The following is a 19,642-nucleotide window of genomic DNA, read 5'->3' as shown; positions in this document are numbered from 1 at the left end:
CAAATTCAATTCCTTATTTCTATTCGTTTAACTTTTGAAACTAATTCAACCAAAAATGAGGTAATGAGCTTGCAGGCCAAAATGAAAATTATGAACCTCAACCTCGTCTTGATAATACCAATTTTTTCTATAGTTCCATGTTATTTCTGGCCTAATACTAAACTTATGAAAATAATGTACATAATCTATGCCAACACTAATTTCAAAATCAGCAGGGTAGGGGGGATATCGTTGATCCTTCTTTGAATTTACAAAATAGTCGTCATTAAATCTTATTCTGGAGTATGTGAGTCCTAATTTTCCATCTGTGTGGTACCAGTTAAAAGATAAAACACTACCATTTGACCCAGTGCCAATGCCTGCTCCCATGATCTGCCCTTGATTAGTGTATCCGCCAGGAACGTGTGCATGGACATAATATGGTGGGTTAGAATTTGCAGGTAATATCTGATTCTGATTTGCACTTAAAGTGGTGAATTCATAATTAACTTTCAGATAGTTCTTATCGTTAATATTAAATACTTTAGAAAGTCCCCAGTTAAGAGCTCTGCTTCTATCGAACTCTTCAAACCATCCAGCCAAATTGGAATGAAAATCATTCTTGGCATACTCTATATAGCAGACAAACCCCACTTCAGGGAATTGGTATTTAATGGTTACAGAAATCATCTGATCATAGTCATCATTCTTCAAGCTATCATTAAAAGTGTTTCGATAAAAAGCGGCCAAATAATCTAACATGGAATGGGTTTCCTTATTCCATGTTTTATATAATACTCTGTTGACACCTATGCCTAAACCTGGAACAAACTTAGGTTCATAACCTAAAGAAATTCCCGTAACATACTTTGTGTCATTTTTTTGGTTATCATCAAAAAAATCTGATTCATATGCTGCTCCCCAATAGATTTTTCCTTCAAATTTACCAACTCGTGTCTCAATAGGTGCTGGAGTTCCTAAATCCATATGAGGAATTCCTGGGGCGTTATTGCTCATTAAAATAGGATTCCAAATTGACGGCCCCCATTTAAAATTAGCTGTCGACAAACCAAGAGTAATTTTTTTATACACCAATCGGATCTCAGATTGTCCCAGGTTAAACTTAGAATAAGCTCCTTCACCGAATTGTTGCACGTAATCTATTTTGCCATTAAACGGGTATGAATATGGACTTTTATCAAAGTTGGTAACATTGGAAGGTATATTTATCGGAAGATTTTCTGACCAAGTGAAAATGGGGACAAATGTGTAATGTAAGAGGCCTAGTTTTCCCTGAAACCCTCCTGTCAAAGCAATGTTTGAACCTTTTCCTGACCAAATAGCCCCATCATTATACCCTCTTGGAGTGACAGTATTGGCACTATAGTTTATATATGGATCAACCCACGAGAATTGCCTACTTTTATTAGTCTTTTGGGTTAATCGAAATTTATCCCCCCAAAGGTTCCAGGATAAAGTAGAATCTATTTCATACTCAGATATTATTGCTGGATAAATATTAATAGGCTGTGATATTTCTGGATTTTTTAGTGTCAACAACTCATAATAATCTCGAAGATGACTGCCTGGTTGAATAACTTGTGATTGCACTGTAGCAGAACTTACTAACGAAATAATAAGGCAATAAAAGATTTTCCTGCTCATAAACGGGTGTTTTTATAAGGACAAACGTAGTAAGTCTCAATAAATGATTCTATTCTTTTTACATAAATTTGAGAAAATTCTAAGCCTTTGAATAAACCAAGAATCACAATACTAATGGCAGTATATAATGCTGCTAAAACTATTTCTGATTGTATCGAAAGCATTCTAAATCAAACTTATCAGGATTTTCAAGTTTTAATTGTTAATGATTGCTCAACTGATAATACAGTTGAGATTATCGAAAGATTTGGCAGTAACAAAATAGAGGTCTTACATTTTGACGAAAAAGGCTTTATAAAGGCTTTAAATACTGGCTTGGATAAATGTCGAACTGAATATATCTGCAGGATGGATGCTGACGACATTATGTTTAAAACCAAACTAGAAGAACAAATATGCTACATGGATAGTCACCCAGAAATAGCCGCTTCAGGGACCTATATCGAGGTTTTTGGTAAATATTCCAAAATTTGGAAGCGTTTCAGTCCAAATGATGAGCAGTGTCGAAGAAACATATTTTGGTTTAGTACTATTCAAAATCCATCAAGTATAATTCGTAATAGCGTAATCAAAGAGCACAATATTAGATATAAGAGAGAGTATGCCTTTATTGATGGAGATAAGGATTATGCGCTGGCAGAAGATTATAAGTTTTGGTATGATTTGTCTAGGGTAGGTAAATTATCTAACCTTCCAAAGGTCTTGCTTAAATATAGAATTCACCCTTCACAAGCGAGTACACGAAAAAAGAGAATTCAGGATATAGTGGCTAACAAAATCAGAAGAGAGGCTCTCATGGACTTTTTAAGAGATCAAGGTTTGGAATTCCAAAGTATCAATTGGTCAACAGATAAATCCTCGGTTTTTGAAAAAGTCAAGCAAATCAAAGTAGCTAAAATTGACCAGTGGCATTTGGCTATGACAAAGTATATGCTAATTCAAAGTACTAAAGAAATAGGTTTTTTTGAATTTCTTAAATTAGTTTTTTCCAGTAATTTCATTTTTGATAGAAACAGCCCTGAATTATGCGTTAAGATGATAAAGTCCAAATTTGGAAATGAAAGGTCGATGTTGTAATTCTTCATTTGAGGAATGACTCATCTAAACTCTTTTCCTGATCATTGATGGATTCAGAATGGTTAACTCAACTAATGATTATACTTGTTCCGTCCTAAGAAAAAGGAAGTATCCAAATGAAAATTGCTCAGGTTTGTCCATACGATTTTTCAAGACCAGGGGGAGTCAAAAACCACATTGAAAGCCTTACCAGGTATCTCACACTAGCTGGCCATGAGGTTGTTATCATTGCGCCTTTTCCCACAGTCAACCAATCAAAGGTATATCATTTTGGATCCAATAGAAGTCTCCATGTTGGAGGAACTAAGATTGATATCAATATTGCTTTGGGCAACGACCGAAAAGCCTTGAAGAATTTCCTAACTACTCAGCAATTTGACATCATTCATTTCCATACCTTCTGGAATCCGATACTTCCATGGCAAATCAGACGATTTAGCAAATCAAAGCATATTACCACTTTTCATGATACTCCTAAAAATCAATTTGTTGGTAAAAATATCATGCCTTTTGCAGCTAAGTTAGTTTTTAGGCTCATGGATGGAATCATTTCTGTTAGTGAAACTCAGGCTTCTTACATCAACCGGTTTTCGGATAGGGCAATAGAAATAATCCCAAATGGAATTGATCTGGATTACTATTTAAAGCCGGTTATTCCAATTGATAAATACAAAGATGGTAAGTTCAATTTGTTGTTTCTTGGACGCCTGGAGGAACGAAAAGGTTTAATATATGCATTGAAGAGTTACCTCGATCTTAAGCGAGATAATGACAATTTGCGGTTAATTATCGCAGGAGATGGTGAAGAACGAACTCTTGCTGAAGCATTCATTTCAAAACACCACCTTGAAGATGTTGAAATGCTTGGATTTGTATCTGAAGAGGATAAGTTAAGATTGCTTCATACAGCGGATTTATACATCGCACCGGCCTTGTTTGGCGAAAGCTTTGGCATTGTGCTGCTTGAAGCAATGGCTATGGGTACGCCAATTGCAGGGTTTTCTAATCAAGGGTATCTCAACGTGCTCTCCGCCGAGCAACAACAGTATTTTGCTGAACCGGGAAATTTAGAAGGACTTACAAATTGCATTAAGAATTTGATTGTATCCGAAGAATCCATGAAACATCTATCCAAACATGGGCTAGAAGTGGTCAAACAATATGACTGGAAAATTCATGTTCAAAAAATAGAAGAGCTTTACCGTAGCTTGATTTAACCTTCCATGTATTCAGTCACCTTCTTCATTACATGATGTATATCTTCTTGTTGTAAATCACCAATGATAGCTACCCTAAAGGTATTACATTCAGGAATAACTCCAGGATAGATGGTTATTTGGTGTTGGTACAAAAAGTCATGGAAGTCATTGAAATCCAATTCAGGCTTACTGTTCAGATCTAAAGCCAGTAGAATTTTAGATTCATAGGATTCAGGTAAGAAAAACTGAAATCCCAAATTTTTAAACCCATCATAGAGTATTTGCCAATTGTCCTGGTATCGTTTCCAACGCGCTTTCACTCCTTCTTCTAATGTTTCCTTGATGGCCTCCATAAAGGCGTAACAGATCTGAACTGGAGGAGTAAAACGTAACTGGTTCTTTTGCTGCAGATTGTTCCATTGGCTGTAAAGATCAAAATAAAAAGCCCGTTGATTGCGCTTCAATTCTTCGATTCGATCTTTATGAAATACGACAAAGGATAGTCCAGCCATCCCGTGGATACATTTGTTACTTGAGGAAAAAATATAATCAAGAGGAGTCTTTTTAAGGTCAATTGGATAGGCCCCGTAGGAACTCATGGCATCAACAATTAATTTCACATCCCGCTCCTTACAAACTTCTGCAATCTCTTCCAATGGATTCATCATGCCCGTGGAGGTTTCATGATGAATCATGGCCAAATGAGTGAATTGGCCATCTTCTAGCACTTTTTTAACCTTGGCTGCTTCAGGATAATCCCCAAAGCTAAAAGCTGTATCGTACTCCAATCCATAACTCTTGCAAATGGCTTCCATGCGCAGCCCGTAAGCTCCATTGGTAACAATAAGTACCCTGTCATCATCCCCAAGAGCCGATACTAAAGTGGCTTCCATAGCACCGGTTCCGCTGGCTACAAATAGCCCTACTTCATGTGTCTCCAGCCCATTACCAATTTCGAGAATTCCATCACATATCTGATGCATCAAATCTCCAAATTCACTTTCTCGTGGACAAATGTCTTCGATGATCATTGCTTCTTTGACTCTTTTGGAAGTAGTAGCAGGTCCTGGATTGAGAAGAATGTTTCTCTTGATGGATTTTTGATGAGTAAGCTTTCCCAGCATATTATTTCAGGTTATTCATGAAATCTATCTTGTTGTCAATCGGCTTAATAGTAGGTCTTCCCAGATCTTTTCTAGCACCTTTTTTTGTTTTGATTTCCAGGAAAACTGGACCTTTAGCTGCTATGAATTCATTCCAAATACCTGCTAACTCAGCCTTGGTTTTAACACTGAAAGAGGACTGATAGCCACATCCGGATGCGATCTTTTCTAAATCCAAATTAAACCCAATCGTAGGCTGGCCACCTACGGAATCATGGGCGCCATTATTGATTACTATATGGTAATAATTTTTTGGTTTTTGATCTGCAATAATGCCTGCAGATCCCATATGCATGATAAAGGCACCATCACCATCCAAACAAAATACTTTTCGTTCTTGCTTGGCTAAAGCAATGCCCAAAGCAATTTGAGAAGCATGTCCCATACAGCCCACAGTCAAAAAATCTCTTTGATGGCCCAAATGATCTGCAGCTCTTTTTTCAAATACTTCTCGGGAAGTCTTGCCGGTAGTCGAAACTACTACGTCTTGATCAGAGAGCTTATTCAGTATTTCCTTGACAGCATCCTCTCTGTTCATCTCATAGTCTGGGACTTGAGGGAGGTTCTGCATTTTATAAGGCGCGAAGGTGTCTTTTCTCACCAGTAAAATGTAAGGCGCCTGATTTGACTGCATGTAGCTCACAGCAGTCTCTACTTGAGATTGAGCCTCTTCGATATCCGATGACAATATATCGTGCCGTACTTCTAGTGCTTCAATAAGCGCTTCATTTATTCTTCCTTGTTTGATATGCTGGGGTTCATCTTTCACCCCCGGCTCACCACGCCAACCAACCATGATGAGCATTGGAATGCTATAAACCTCTGGATCAATTAAGGAAGTCAATGGATTGATAATATTACCGAATCCTGAGTTTTGCATATATACAAAAGGGATCTCTCCAGTGGCCAAATGATGGCCCGCGGCAAGTGCCACAGCACCACCTTCATTGGCAGCTATGATATCGGAACCTGAATCAACAATGCAAGCACAAAAATCTTTCAGCAAAGAATCAGGAACTCCAGTACTAAAGTGAATTCCCTGAGACTTAATCAGGTCCAAAAACACCTTCGGATCAAGCATATTAATTAGGTAAAATGGTCAAAATTTCTTTGATAGACATGCAGTATTGGTCAGCAGCTTCTTTAGATCTTTTATGCTCCAGAATGGATTGAGCAGTCTTCTGCATGGCTGGAAAAGCACTTCTTAGCAGATGGTTGGCATATATAACGATATTGAAACCTGCTGCCTGCAATTCATTCTCGGTAAATTGATTGTAAGAAGAAGGCACCGAAATGACAGGCACTTTCACCTCAAACTTGTCATACTTCTTCATAAATTCTAGAATCTCATTACCGTCTTTGTGACGACTGTGAATCATAATGCCATCTGCGCCTGCTTCAATGTAAGCCTTTGCTCGTTTTAGTGCATCTTCCATTCCTAACTCTGCGATTAGGCTTTCTAATCGAGCAAAAATCATGAAGTCATCTGTCATCTGAGCTTTCTTGCCTCTCGATATTTTCTCCGAAAACCCTTCAATGGTATCCAAAGTCTGTTCTACTTCTGTGCCAAAAAGAGAGTTTCTCTTAACCCCTGTTTTATCTTCAATCACGATGGCTGAAACACCAAGACGCTCCAGATTTTTAACCAACAGTTCGAAATGCTCGGGAATCCCTCCTGTATCTCCATCCAAAATAATTGGTTTGGTAGTTACATCTAGAATATCGTTGATTGTTTGAAATCTCGATGTTCTATCCACATACTCCGTATCCGGCTTCCCTTTGGCAGTAGAGTCGGTTAAACTACTGACCCACATTGCATCAAACTCTCGAATCTCACCTTCAGCTTCGAATTTTGTGTCCTCGACTATCAATCCAGAAATACCATTATGGGCTTCAAGCACGCGCACAATGTCTTTGGACTCCAACAACCTTTTCAACAGTCTTCTTCGGATGTCTGGGGTAGTCCCTACTTCTTTGAGTGCCTTGCGAAGGCCTGTAGAAGAAATGCCATGGGTATATTCTGGTTCTATTAATTCGCCTCCCCATTCTTTAAGCATGTCAATCACCTTTTGTCTAACATGACGCTGAGGGCCTGTTTTCCAGTCACTCCCATGCACTACATAATCTGGTTTCAATTTTTTTAAGTTCTCCTCATAGTCCAACTCGTACTGAGGAATGACTTCTTTCACACCTTTTAGATTTTCAAGAATTTTCTTTCGCTCGTCAAAAGACAAGAAAGGCATTCTGCTATATTTAGATACAGCTTTGTCGGACAACAAACCAACAGTAACTTCACCCAATTCTCTCGCTATTTCAATAATATTGATGTGTCCATGATGGATGAGATCAGTGCCCATTCCTACATATACTTGCTTCATGTATCTAGTTTTAATAAGATTCGTTCTAATTTCGGGCAAATTAAAGTGAATTTGGAAAGCAAGGGAAATAATGTCAAAAAGAATTGATACTGCGGTGATACTAGCTGCTGGCAAAGGGACCAGATTGCGTCCCTATACTCATGATATTCCTAAAGGTTTCATGCAAGTTGGTGAGGAGAAGCTCATCGAAAGATCCATTCGTCTATTAAAAAAAAATGGGATTGAAAATATAATTATTGGTACAGGTCACCTGCATGAGCAATATGAAAAACTGGCTGAGGCTGAGGGTTTAAAAACATTTCTTAGCCCTGATTTTGCGATTACTGGAAGCTTTCATACCCTCTGCTATGGTCAAGAATTGATAAATTCAGATTTTTTGCTTCTCGAATCGGATCTTCTTTTCGAAGAGTTAGCTATCACTGAACTTTTAATGTCTAAGAATAATGACATTATTCTATGTAGTGGCTTTACCCAATCCAATGATGAGGTGTACGTCTCTGAGCAAGATGGATTATTAAAAAAACTCTCCAAACAGAAGGAAGAACTTGATACTATCAATGCGGAACTTGTAGGAATCTGGAAGGTATCACAAAAACTTTATCAACAGCTACTAGCACTTCATTCATCAACTCCTGATTCGAAAAATATGGATTATGAGTTAGCAATTGCTAACCTTTGCTCCAAAGGTTACCATGTCAACGTACTCACTTGTGAAAATCTAATTTGGTGTGAAATTGACAATGAAGAACATCTCGAACGTGCCTATTATGATGTGTTACCAAGGCTTTAAATGAGCTTGCTAGGTGCATGTGGGTTGCCTACCATATATCTGGAGTCATTAATATTCTGACGCTTATCCGAATAATATTTAGCTCGCTTATCTCCTTCTTTCAAGGGGTTGTATACTCCGTATAGAATTCTTCTTGCTTTATTTGTTGTATTAGTTTTGGATCTGTGCGGTAGCCTTTCTGTAAAGAAAATCACATCGCCGGGTTGAGTTTCCAGTTGGACCCAGTTAAGTTGATCTTCCACTGATTGGGCAATTTTAGAAAAATTAGGTGCATGTGGATACGGTTTTTCCATAGGTAGAATGTTCATATTGTCTATTCCCCATGGTTCTACCACTTCAAAACACCCATTAGATTTTGTTGCAGAATCCACGCTAATTAGTACGGAAATGTAAGGCACTACTTTTGGATCAAAGGCTCCCAAATCCCCGCTTTCATATGCCACTCCATCCTGATGAGCGGCATGTGCACCACCCCCAGGAGGTTTGAAATTGATTCTTTCCTTATACAATACAGGGCTTTCTCCCATAAGTTCTTCTACTATGGCCAAGACCTCTGAGCCATTAATAATAGAAGCCAAGTCTGAGTGATAAGGAATGAAGTTTTCAATTCTACTTAACTTGGCTGCATCATCCATTTCATAGAAACTAAGCCATTTGGACATGTCTTCAGGCCATTTGGAAACCTCCTGAATCCAAGTAGAAATTTCACCAATTCTGTTTGCAAACAATCCTTTAAAAATGATATAAGAATGCTTGTCCCAAAATTCCTTTTGTTGATTATTTAATTTCATATTCTTTCCCAGAAACCTGTTTCTTTATTTCTTTTTGAATCCGTACCTAAATAACCATAAATGTACTCTAAGTATTCTTTTGGTTTGGCAGGAATCAAGCATTTCTTGTTCAGGAATCTCTCCCATTTTAATGGATAAACCAATTCCTTAGGCATCTCCCTGCGCTCGTTGGGCCATTGGGTGTTTTCATAGTTTCTTACCACATCGCCGAGATCTTCGTAGAAATAAATATCAACATCAAATCCTTTATAATTGAAATAGAGTTTTGGTCCACGGTGCCTATGCGAAGTGTCATAGAATTTGACCTTCTTTGATAATAATTTTTTGCTTTTCAGAACCTTCGTGTAAGATTTTTCATGCATACTAAAATCTGCATCAATATCATGTGGAATGATACCATTTTCACGGTAATAACCTAATAACGTTCCGAAATCTACCCAGTAATCTTCCCCCACTTCATTCAAAAAATCTACACTATAACCGTAAAGCTCAGTTAGTACCTCGATTTTTTTTTCTTGATGAGTTCCAAGTATCCTGTAAACGTAGACATGTATAAAACGCTGTATATATTGGCTAACACGCAAAAGGTTCATATTATCGCATTAAAATTTCTAAATGGCGAAGATAAAGGTAGATTTGGTATATACATGGGTTGATGGGGCAGATACTGAACATATCAACAAATGGACAAGCTATGCTGATGATCCGGGAGATGTAAATCCAGAAAGATATCGTGATACTTACCAGATGCTCAAGCATAGTTTGAGATCTGTAGAAAAATACCTTGACTGGTATCAAAACATTTTTATCGTAACTGCAAGACCGCAAGTGCCCGATTGGCTAGAACTATCTCATCCCAAAATAAAGATCGTTCATCACGATGAAATCATAGATAAAGATTTTCTTCCTACTTTTAACCCCAATTGTATAGAAAGCTTCCTTCATAAAATACCAGGCTTAGCCGAGCATTTTTTGTACATCAACGATGACTTTTTGTTTGGAAGTAAGACCAGTTTGGAAGATTTTATGCCTGGTGGAAAATATCGGATATTTAATACACTTTTTGGAGAAAACCTGAGTTGGAGAATTTTTGATGGTAAAAACGACATAGTTGGTCTCGGCATCATCGAACATACCCCTCTTTTCATCAAAAAGGAGTTTTGGGAAGAAATGACTGCATTATTTCCCGAAAAGCTGCTTCTGACTCGAACCAACAAGTTTCGACAGCCGGAAGATCTTATGACTTATAAATTATATCGCTACTATATGCTTTCGCAGCATAGAACACTGAGTAATCCGGTCTCTTTTTTTGAATTGCTGAAAATTAATACTTTTCATAAAATCACCAACAATCTTGCAAAACAACAAATGGCTATTAATAAATTGGAAACCAAAAAACCGAAGTTCTATTGTCTGAATGATGACCAGCGTGACAGTCCAAACCAGGAGGTAGTCAAACTGGTTCAGGGTTTTTTGAAAAGAAATTATCCCAATAAGAGTCAATTCGAAAAGTAATGTAATGCCTTAAAATTTGACATAATCAACAACTAGGTACAAACAAATGGCCCTAGTTAGCTCAGAGCTTTCTAGTTTTGGGCTACATAAAACAATTAGAGTCTTCTCATAATGAAAGTAATTTTACTTTTAGTCAAATCTTCTAAGTCACTTTTCCTTATCGCTGCAATTGCGAGTATCCTCACAGGCCTTAGCTCAACCATGGTCATTAAGAGTATTCATGAAGCTGTAAAGGATGATACTTTAGATGTTCAATCATTTGTTATAGCTTTCTTAAGTTACTGGTTATTATACGGGTTTCTTTCTCTTGTTGCGTCATATACAGTGGCTAGGTTGACAGAGAAAATCATCCAGCAACTACGGATGAATCTATCCTCCAAAATATTAAGCTCTACCTTCGAATCAATTGAGCACCATCAATCAAAACTACTTCCAATTCTAACAGAGGACATTAAAACGATTGCTTATTCAATGGACCGACTACCGGGGGTTACTACAGGACTAGCCACAGTTATCGGGATACTAGCTTACATGATATGGTACTCGCCCATTTTATCAGGAGCTACTCTTATCTTATTTGTATTAGTCTATCTTTTTACCAGATTTAGTTTGCCATTTGTACGAAAGTATGCCTATACTTCTCGGGATTATTTGAATGATCTCTTCATCAAGTTTGAAGGTTTGGTTTTTGGTATCAAAGAGTTAACCCTTAATAGAGATTTTAGTGAGTCATATTTAAACGATCAAATAGAACCAGTAAGCACACTTCAGAATAAATACTATCTGAAGGAAAATGTGGTTTCGGCTATCACTAACCGATCCACAGACATGATCCTTTTATTAGGTATGGGGATTTTGATTTTCTTGATTAATCACTATCAATTCGTTTCCTTACCTTTCTTCGGAGACTATATCACCTTGGTGCTATTCACCCTTGCGCCACTATCTACAGCTGCGGGTTTTTTGAGCAGTATCAAACGAATTGAAGCATCTCTAGAGCATATAGAAAACGTTGGTATCACAATCGACGAGGTGAAGTCGGAAAGTTTAGAGATTAACTCAGAAAACTGGGAGTCTAATTCACCTGTGATTTCTTTGAATGCGGTTGAAAGATCATACTATCATTCTGAAGAAGATGCACCTTTCACTTTAGGCCCCATTAACCTAAATATTAATAAGGGGGATTTGATTTTTCTTGTTGGAGGTAATGGTAGCGGAAAAACAACTCTTGCCAAGATGATACTCGGTCTATACAATCCTCAAAATGGTTCCATTTCATACAAAGGGAATAAGGTAGAGTCCAAACATCTAAGTTACTATCGGTCAAGATTTTCTGCTGTATTCACAGATTCATATGTGTTTGATCAACTATTGCATATAAAAGAACAACAGCTTCAGCAAAAAAGTGAGGAGCTTATTGATATGCTTGAGTTGAGTAAAAAAGTAAGAATTGAAAATGGGAAATTCAGTTCCAAAAGGCTTTCTGATGGTCAGAAAAAACGACTTTCACTAATAGTCTCCATTTTGGAAGATAAGGAGGTTTATTTGTTTGACGAATGGGCTGCCAATCAAGACCCACATTTTAAAGAGGTGTTTTATTATAAGATATTGAACTATCTCAAGGAAAATGGCAAAACAGTTATTGTCATTACTCATGATGATCGTTATTTCGATGTTGCCGATCGCATCATAAAATTGGTAAATGGAAAGATCGCACAATATGCCCAATAACAACTACATCGTCTCAGCGGCAAATAGTCGATACTACAAGAATTTTTGCCAACTGATGCATTCTTTTAACAAATTGAAAGAGTATCAAAATAGTCGTGTAATATTATATGATTTAGGTCTGAGTGAAAGTGAAGCTGAAATTATTCAAAATAAAGAGATAGCATTATTTGAGTATGTAGAATATCGCAAGTTTAAATTCGAAGAGTACCCGGAATTTGTGCGCCCTCAATTCAATACCTATTCATGGAAACCTATCATCATTCATACAGTAGCGAAGGAGATAAAGGCTAGTTTTTTATGGATGGATAGTGCTAATTGTATTTTGAAAAACCTTAATCCAATCTGGTCAGAAATAGAATCCACATACAGTTATGCCCCTATTAGTGGGTCAGGTACTTTGAAAGATTGGACAGTACAAGAGACTTTAGATTATTTGAATGTTCCTAAAAAATTCTATAACCAGCCTAATCGTGCTGGGAATACCTTCGGGTTTTTTAGTGGGAGTGAAGCAATCATGAGGCTGCTTGATAGATGGGAGAGTTTTGCTTTAATCAAAGAATGTATTCGGCCGGAGGGTGCAAATAGATCTAATCACAGAGACGATCAATCTTTACTAACCATATTGTTATTGGAAAGTCAAAGTTCTAAAGAATTAAACCTAACTCGAGACCGAGTTAACATAAGTGCATCTTTACCTACCCCTTATATTAGCGTCCGAAATATATTTCCAAAATGGATTAATTTGAAAGTGGGGGAGGTTGCGCATTATTATTTCTTTTGGTTAAGGTTTCTGGACATGTTGATCAATAAATTAAAAGGAAATTGATGGTAGTTTATTTTCTAACAGCGTCTATTGTATTATTAATTTTTATTGGAATTCATTCCTATAACTATCTATCTGGTAAGCGTCTTATTAAAAATATCCTTTATCAGAATTGCCTTAAGAAAAAGGATATCTCTGTTCTTGACAAAGAGCATAATGACATTTCAATAACTTCAGATATAATAATCTCATTGACTACTATCCCTGAGAGAATAAATGATATAGAGCTTACAATAAAAAGTTTACTTAATCAGTCTGTAAAACCTAAGTCGATCAATCTGTACATACCCTATCGATCATTAAGGAATAATAAAGAATACGTTATCCCTGAATGGCTTCATAAGCTCAAGAATGTAAAAGTTATTCGAATAGAAAAGGATTACGGATCAGCTTCTAAGTTTATCCCGGCTATTGAAAGCTGCTCCTCTGAACAGTATATTCTTGTAGTGGATGATGACAATATCTATCCTTCAAACTATGTTCGCGATTTTTCTGAAGCTTCTAGTAGTAATCCTGAAGTAGTTTTAGCAGCTTCTGGTTGGAGAGTTCCCAAAGACTTGATTGATCGATCAACTACTCTTTATAGCAATATTTTTAAAGTTCCTCCAACCCCAGTGCCAGGCACAAGGATTAAAGAGGTTTATCCGATTGATATTGTACAGGGTTATTCAGGTTTCCTTATCAAGCCTGCATTTTTTAATTTGGAAATATTAAAAGATTACTCAAATGTTCCAGAAGCAGTTTTTTTTGTAGACGATGTTTGGGTGAGTGCACATTGCAAAGTGCCTAAGTATGTTTTTCCAATTAGTCGTTTCTGCTTTGTTCCATTTGGGTTGCAAGATTATTTCAAGCAGTCCAGCCTAGCAAAAATCAATAATTGGGATAGAGTAAAAGATGAAGATCGTAACAATTCAATTGCCATAAAGTTTCTTAAGGATAAATGGGCTCATTAATCATACCTGTTATTTGATTACAGTATGCCCTTTCAGTAACAAAGTCTCACTAAATCTTAGATGAGTTTCACATGCCAATAAGTGAGGTTGCTTTTGTGAATGAGGAGGTAACTGAGATTGGAAATACAGATTTCTTTCATGTTTATGAGGAGACGGTCAAATGATTCTATGATTATTTTCAAAAATGAGTGGCTTACTCTTGAACGAGTTTCTGAAATAATCCAAAAATTAAAAGGAAGAACAATATGAATAGTTGGTGCTAGGCTTAGCATAGTCTTAAATTGTTTTTTTCTTTGCGGTCATAATAATTAGAAGCAAAAATGAACAACGATCCTGAATTGAATGGAAAATATCTCGGTACCATCACCGAGGATTTTGTGAAAGTGAGCGATAACCTTAAGGAAGCCTCTTATCACATCAGAGATAGGGGCTTTTCTGATTTTCCAATTTTCCCGATTAGTAAGCACGAAGTTTCTATTGGTCAAGTGCTGTTCAAGGCTAAGGAGTTGGAAAACGAATGGAACTATTCTGCCTCCTATTTAGACGAATTTGTTCAAAGAGAGGTGGTTCAAAAGGACAAAGTGGACCTGTTTAAGGAGGCTTACAAAAACCCAGATGAATTCTGCTGTCTATTTGTGATTGATCAGGAGTTTACCAATTTCATCTTTATTCCTTATCCTGAGGACTAAGTTTAGTTGAAAGTTGGAAAGTGAAAAGAAGAGGTGATTCTACCTGTCTTTGATTTTATCATTTCAATCTTCAATTTCGAACATCGAATATTGAACGCCGAATAATGAAGGTTTTAATTCTTTCAGAAATATTGGTTGATCCATTATAGTGGATGTCAATTTGTGCATTTGCTAGAAAAGTTTGAAGGAGATAAAAAAAAACGGCCCTACCGTCCGACAACCGGTAGAGCCTATAGACTTGAAAACATCAAATACACAGAGATGCTATGCAAAAAGGAATTTTCTTAACTTTTTATTATTAGCAAAATGTTATTGAACTAGTGGGTTTTTCTAAAACCCTACAATACAAATGTAGGGTCGAGTTCAAAACATTACTATGAACATCAGCAAGTCAATAGGAATTTTTTCAGGATTTTTAAACTGTGATATCGCAGTTCTTGGTGTCAGATGCTTATTGAGTGGCTTCAGACAGCTCTTTTACATAGTTTTTGTATTCTTTTCTGTATTCAGATAAGAATGCATCCACGCTGTTGATACACCATTCTTGCATTTTTTGACTCAAAAGAAAGGGCTCTTTTATCTCACAGGCAAACTTGTTGTTTCGAATGCGCTTGTCAAAATTGGCCATTACTACAGGTACGATCAGCGGTTCGCGTTCCATTTCGAGGATCCTCTCGAAGACATCTGGATTGAATACACCAGGTGATTGCTCTGTGGCATATGCGGTGTGCTCTGGTGCGATCAATACGTTGTTAAATTCAGTTAGAAACTCTTCTATCTGATCAGATACCCTTTCGTTCTTTTCGAAGCTGTCAGTCCCTTCTGAAGCCTCAGTATAAGCATTGATATAGCCGAGACGTTCGTAATAGGTCTGGTGACCATGCTCGATCTCACGACCACTCCTTACGATTTTCATCAGTACCTCTTCGTTGTAGGCATCAGCTACGATCGTACTCAACAGTTGGCAGTCTAGATTGATCTGAAACTGGTTTGGTAGCGCGTAGTAGGGCGGATTCAGAATGTGATTGTATATAAATAGATGTCCAGGTGTCTCTGGAATCAATTCTTTTCCTTTAACAAATGTACTGGCTAGCTCAAAAGTCTTTTGGGAAAGCTTAATGCATTCGCGATTGACCTTGTCAGGCATCATGATGGCTGGAGCAGAAACTACGGCGTTGTAGATGTCTTGGAGGCTTTCATAAAAGTTTACTTCTCGCTGCGTGTCGTGGAGATTGTCCAGACATAACGAAGCAATGTTCTTTTCTATTCCCCCACCATTTAGCTCCACATGATGTAGGATGCTTAGTCCGTCTGTAATCGTATGTTTGAAGCTCAACAAATGTGGAACCTTGTGCAATGGAGAGTTAAGTGATAAACTCGTACGATTGCTTTCGATCAGGTTGGTGGCCACAGTTACCTCTTCATTGAACTGTGCAGAAATCAATCGGGCGCGCAAGCCTCTTAGCTGATTGTTGATCAACCAGCTGATTCGCTTTTGTAAGTTCAGAGCGAACTCTGGTCTTTTGTTGCTAAGGTTTTTTAGCGCATCGTAGGGCAGGTGAAGGATTACCGAATCCTTTTTGGCCTTGGTAGTCATTACATTTTCAGCTCCCAAAAAGCCAGAAGGTCCTAGCAAGTAGCCAGGAGTAGAAATGGCACGTAGCGAGACTTTGTATTTGCCTTCCTCGTTGTATCTCGAAAAACGTATGTCACCCACACGCAATAGGTTGACCCCTTTACTCACTTCGTCTTGCAAATCGATGATGTTGCCCACCTTGTATTGCTTACGAACGAAGAATTTAGACAGTGCTCTCAAATCTTCCTCTTCGAAGATTTCGAAAAAGGGAGATTGTAGTAGGAATACTACCAGATCATCTTCGGTAAAACCAAGCGGCGAATCATAACCTTTAGACGCTTTTTGATTCGGATTGCTGGTTTTTGAAATCATCGCCGTGTTGGCAAAGAGATAACTCGACTCTTTGATCAATGTCAGCGCATTGGTGTTGATCATCTCATAAAAGAGGATCGCCTTGTCAATGTTTTTTTCCAGGTAAGCATTGAGTGCTTTTCTTTCCCATCTCAGGACAGTGACTGTATCTGAATAGGCCTCTATGGTCGAGTCATGACGAAAAGGTTCGTTCATGACATCCAGCCCTAAGGGGGAATTTACCGCCTTGTATCTCCCCAATTCAACTCTTCTCTTGTCACTACCCAAAAAGGAAAAAACACTCACTTCGCCTTCTTGTAAGAGAAAGTAATAATGGGTCTTTTCGAATTGACCAGCCAGTTTTTCGCCTTTTTTATAAGTCGCTTTTTCTGCTTTGGCGAAGACACTGTCAAGTGTGGTTACGGAAGATTTTTTATAGAAGTTGAACAAATTGATTGCGATTATTTCAAAGTGCAATTTTATTGAATAAACTTCAATATTAAAGTTAGATTAGTGAGAATTCATCAATAAATAATCATAAATTCTCTTCTATTCGTACAAAGTTGTTTCATGAATGATAATTAGATTTGAGTTATATGGCAGGTCAAAATATTGATATCAATTGTGATATAGGCGAGAGCAGTTCGGAACACATGGCAGGTCGAGAAGGAGACTTGATGCCATGGGTGAGTTCGTGCAACATTTCATGCGGATTTCATGCGGGTGATCCTTGGGTAATAGAACGTGCCCTGGACATGGCAATACGTAGGGGGATTCGAATTGGTGCCCACCCTTCTTACATGGACAGGGCTGGATTTGGTAGGCAGGAAATGGATATGGATCCAGATCAGTTGCGTTCAGTTATCAAGTATCAGGTAGCTATGATGAAGGCGCTGACTGAAAGTAAGGGAGGCAAGTTGACTTATGTCAAGCCTCATGGCGCGCTTTATAACCAGGCAAGCAGAGACGAAGAGATTTCGGAAGCGATCGTGGCATCATTGATTGAGATTGATTCTTCATTGGCTTTGATGGGGATGGCCGGTTCGGTGACAGAACATGTCGCCAAAGAATTTGGTGTTCCATTTATCAAAGAGGCCTTCATTGATCGTACGTATGAGGCAGATGGATATCTGACGCCTCGCGGCAAGGACAATGCTTTGATCGAAGACCCTGAAGTTGCTTTGTCGCAATTGCGTTCTATGGTTGACAAAGGAGTCGTTCCGGTCAATGGAGGTGGAGAGCTGACTATTCAGGCTGAAAGTTTTTGCGTACATGGAGACAATGAAGCGGCCCCTAAAATCCTTAGATACATTCATGAACAAATGAGTGGTTTAGGGTATGAAATCAAACCTGTATGACTTTTGAGATTAGCCCATATGGAGCGAATCACATTTTAATTCAATTCGAACAAATAGTAGACCTATCTGTCAATGCTCAGGTTCATGCGATGAAAATAGCATTGGATCAATCTGCATGGAAAGGTGTCGTTCAGGTCATTCCTGCTTATTGCTCCGTGATGGTGGAGTTTGATCCCAAAATGGTGAAGCAAGCCGATTTGCTGAGGAAAATCCAGAAGCTTTCGGTTGATCCTGAAGAGGAGGAGCAATCCTTGTTATATAGAATACCGGTCTGCTACGATGGCGATTTTGCTATGGATATGGAGGAGGTCAATCATATCACCTCCTTGTCAAAAGAGGATATTATTGCGCAACACTGTCAGTCGATCTATCACACTTTTATGATTGGGTTTTTGCCGGGGTTTCCTTATTTGGGTAAACTGGAGGAGAGCCTTCAAGTACCGAGAAGGTCTAAGGCCAGAACAATGGTACCTCGTGGTTCGGTAGGACTAGCAGGGAGCCAGACAGGTGTGTATCCCAGTGATGCACCCGGCGGTTGGCAGATTATTGGTCGTACCCCCATACCCATGTTTGATAGGCATTGGGATAAGCCAGCTTTGTTAGGAGAGGGAGATCGGGTACAGTTTTTTTCAATTAATTCCCATGATTTTCATTTGATAGAAAAAGATATTGCTTCAGGGCAGTTCAATTATAAGTCACTCCATGTCTGGTAGACTCACATTACATATCGAAAAGCCCGGATTGCAAACCACTGTACAAGATTATGGACGCCTGGGCTGTCAGGAGCAAGGGATACCTGTGGGCGGCGCGATGGGGATTGATCTTTATGCACTGGCCAATCAAATAGTTGGCAATGAGGATGGAGAGCCCGCTCTTGAAATCACCGTGGCTGGACCGAAAATCACCTTTGAAGGATTTGGTCTCCTGGCTATTACGGGAGCAGATTTGTCACCGAGTTTGAATGGTCTCCCCATCTCTAATGGTGAGCCAATATCTGTGTCTACGGGAGATTGTTTGGCCTTTGGTCGTGTAGTTTCGGGTTGCCGAGCTTATTTGGCTATCCGAGGCAAATGGCCCCAGCCCCAGTGGTTAGGTAGTGTTTCTCCCTTGAACAGTGCTGGATTTACTGAAAACCTGCTTCGAAAGGGTAGTCGTTTTACGATAGATACCTCTCTCGATCAACCACGAAAGGAAATTAGCGTGAAGGGAGCTTTTCCCAATTTGAGAAAAGCTATTCGTGTTACTGTAGCTCCCGAATCAAAATATTTTGAAGGGGCGATAGTACAATTGCTTGATCAGGAGCACATGGTGGCCCACGAAAGCAATCGAATGGGAATTAGACTGGAGGGGTGTTTGTCTTTGGATCAGAAACATGAGATTATTTCTTCTCCGGTATTTCCGGGTGTCATTCAATTGACACATTCTGGCCAGCCCATTATTCTAATGGCCGATGCACAGACGACTGGTGGCTATCCCCGAATTGCCGTAGTTGACAAACGGCAGCTCGGTCAGTTAGCTCAACTCAAACCTGGAGACAAACTCAGCTTTGAATGGAATAATTAATTCGAGCCTTTTTTTATTTTTGACCCAAATTTTGTTTTCAA

General features: G+C 38.5%; 18 protein-coding genes. 11 read left to right on the top strand and 7 right to left on the bottom strand.

Annotation, left to right across the window (positions count from 1 at the left end; genetic code table 11):
- Positions 1-45: 45 nt before the first annotated feature.
- Positions 46-1,644 (bottom strand): capsule assembly Wzi family protein, encoded by a 1,599-nt coding sequence (locus N7U62_RS11260; protein ID WP_264138071.1) that lies wholly within the window; start codon positions 1,642-1,644, stop codon positions 46-48.
- 87 nt (positions 1,645-1,731) lie between these two features.
- Here N7U62_RS11260 and N7U62_RS11255 point away from each other — a divergent pair, with 87 nt between their 5' ends.
- Entirely contained in the window at positions 1,732-2,721 is a 990-nt protein-coding gene (locus tag N7U62_RS11255) for a glycosyltransferase family 2 protein (protein WP_264138070.1), read from the top strand.
- Between the two features lie 116 nt (positions 2,722-2,837).
- On the top strand, positions 2,838-3,938 hold the full coding sequence (locus N7U62_RS11250) for a glycosyltransferase family 4 protein (RefSeq protein WP_264138069.1): 1,101 nt from the start codon (positions 2,838-2,840) through the stop codon (positions 3,936-3,938).
- Here the strand turns inward: N7U62_RS11250 and N7U62_RS11245 are convergent.
- The 3 genes from N7U62_RS11245 to aepX are packed head-to-tail and all read right to left on the bottom strand — an operon-like array spanning position 3,935 to position 7,461.
- Positions 3,935-5,044, bottom strand: coding sequence for a 2-aminoethylphosphonate aminotransferase (locus N7U62_RS11245; RefSeq protein WP_264138068.1), 1,110 nt, complete (start codon positions 5,042-5,044; stop codon positions 3,935-3,937). The two genes, N7U62_RS11250 and N7U62_RS11245, sit on opposite strands and share 4 nt — an antisense overlap.
- Position 5,045: 1 nt before the next feature.
- The gene (gene aepY, locus N7U62_RS11240) at positions 5,046-6,164 is read right to left on the bottom strand and encodes a phosphonopyruvate decarboxylase (protein WP_264138067.1); all 1,119 of its coding nucleotides are present in this window, start codon (positions 6,162-6,164) and stop codon (positions 5,046-5,048) included.
- Between the two features lies 1 nt (position 6,165).
- Positions 6,166-7,461 (bottom strand): phosphoenolpyruvate mutase, encoded by a 1,296-nt coding sequence (gene aepX / locus N7U62_RS11235; protein WP_264138066.1) that lies wholly within the window; start codon positions 7,459-7,461, stop codon positions 6,166-6,168.
- A gap of 70 nt (positions 7,462-7,531) precedes the next feature.
- Between aepX and N7U62_RS11230 the strand changes: the two genes are divergently transcribed.
- Positions 7,532-8,251, top strand: a complete 720-nt coding sequence (locus N7U62_RS11230) for a phosphocholine cytidylyltransferase family protein (RefSeq protein WP_264138065.1) — start codon at positions 7,532-7,534, stop codon at positions 8,249-8,251.
- Here N7U62_RS11230 and N7U62_RS11225 read toward each other — a convergent pair.
- Both N7U62_RS11225 and N7U62_RS11220 read right to left on the bottom strand, forming a co-directional pair.
- Positions 8,248-9,042, bottom strand: a complete 795-nt coding sequence (locus N7U62_RS11225; protein WP_264138064.1) for a phytanoyl-CoA dioxygenase family protein — start codon at positions 9,040-9,042, stop codon at positions 8,248-8,250. The genes N7U62_RS11230 and N7U62_RS11225 overlap by 4 nt on opposite strands.
- Positions 9,039-9,635, bottom strand: coding sequence for a LicD family protein (locus N7U62_RS11220; RefSeq protein ID WP_264138063.1), 597 nt, complete (start codon positions 9,633-9,635; stop codon positions 9,039-9,041). The genes N7U62_RS11225 and N7U62_RS11220 overlap by 4 nt, the downstream gene beginning before the upstream one ends.
- 22 nt (positions 9,636-9,657) lie before the next feature.
- Here N7U62_RS11220 and N7U62_RS11215 point away from each other — a divergent pair, with 22 nt between their 5' ends.
- The 5 genes from N7U62_RS11215 (at position 9,658) to N7U62_RS11195 (ending at position 14,753) form a co-directional block, all read left to right on the top strand.
- Positions 9,658-10,557 carry a stealth family protein gene (locus tag N7U62_RS11215; protein WP_264138062.1) on the top strand — a complete coding sequence of 300 codons (900 nt, stop codon included), beginning with the start codon at positions 9,658-9,660 and terminating at the stop codon, positions 10,555-10,557.
- 111 nt (positions 10,558-10,668) lie between these two features.
- Positions 10,669-12,288 carry a cyclic peptide export ABC transporter gene (locus tag N7U62_RS11210; RefSeq protein WP_264138061.1) on the top strand — a complete coding sequence of 540 codons (1,620 nt, stop codon included), beginning with the start codon at positions 10,669-10,671 and terminating at the stop codon, positions 12,286-12,288.
- The gene (locus N7U62_RS11205; RefSeq protein WP_318840676.1) at positions 12,260-13,114 is read left to right on the top strand and encodes a DUF1647 domain-containing protein; all 855 of its coding nucleotides are present in this window, start codon (positions 12,260-12,262) and stop codon (positions 13,112-13,114) included. The genes N7U62_RS11210 and N7U62_RS11205 overlap by 29 nt, the downstream gene beginning before the upstream one ends.
- Positions 13,114-14,064, top strand: coding sequence for a glycosyltransferase family A protein (locus N7U62_RS11200; RefSeq protein WP_264138060.1), 951 nt, complete (start codon positions 13,114-13,116; stop codon positions 14,062-14,064). The genes N7U62_RS11205 and N7U62_RS11200 overlap by 1 nt, the downstream gene beginning before the upstream one ends.
- A 320-nt stretch (positions 14,065-14,384) precedes the next feature.
- A complete protein-coding gene (locus N7U62_RS11195) occupies positions 14,385-14,753 on the top strand; it encodes a hypothetical protein (RefSeq protein WP_264138059.1) in 369 nt (122 codons plus the stop codon).
- Positions 14,754-15,204: 451 nt separating this feature from the next.
- Here the strand turns inward: N7U62_RS11195 and N7U62_RS11190 are convergent, their stop codons facing one another.
- Positions 15,205-17,157: a cyclic nucleotide-binding domain-containing protein gene (locus N7U62_RS11190; protein ID WP_264138058.1), complete on the bottom strand. Its 1,953-nt coding sequence runs from the start codon at positions 17,155-17,157 to the stop codon at positions 15,205-15,207.
- A gap of 119 nt (positions 17,158-17,276) precedes the next feature.
- On the opposite strand from N7U62_RS11190, the gene N7U62_RS11185 reads away from it, so the two are divergent.
- The 3 genes from N7U62_RS11185 to N7U62_RS11175 are packed head-to-tail and all read left to right on the top strand — an operon-like array spanning position 17,277 to position 19,601.
- On the top strand, positions 17,277-18,038 hold the full coding sequence (locus N7U62_RS11185) for a 5-oxoprolinase subunit PxpA (protein WP_264138057.1): 762 nt from the start codon (positions 17,277-17,279) through the stop codon (positions 18,036-18,038).
- Positions 18,035-18,751, top strand: coding sequence for a 5-oxoprolinase subunit PxpB (pxpB, locus tag N7U62_RS11180; protein ID WP_264138056.1), 717 nt, complete (start codon positions 18,035-18,037; stop codon positions 18,749-18,751). Before N7U62_RS11185 ends, pxpB begins: the two co-directional genes overlap by 4 nt.
- Positions 18,741-19,601, top strand: a complete 861-nt coding sequence (locus tag N7U62_RS11175; protein ID WP_264138055.1) for a 5-oxoprolinase subunit C family protein — start codon at positions 18,741-18,743, stop codon at positions 19,599-19,601. Before pxpB ends, N7U62_RS11175 begins: the two co-directional genes overlap by 11 nt.
- The last annotated feature ends 41 nt before the right edge of the window (positions 19,602-19,642 follow it).

Origin of the sequence: Reichenbachiella ulvae (assembly GCF_025833875.1) — a bacterium.
In the GTDB taxonomy this organism is placed as follows: Bacteria; Bacteroidota; Bacteroidia; order Cytophagales; family Cyclobacteriaceae; genus Reichenbachiella; species Reichenbachiella ulvae.
This window is presented reverse-complemented; position numbering and strand designations above follow the sequence as displayed.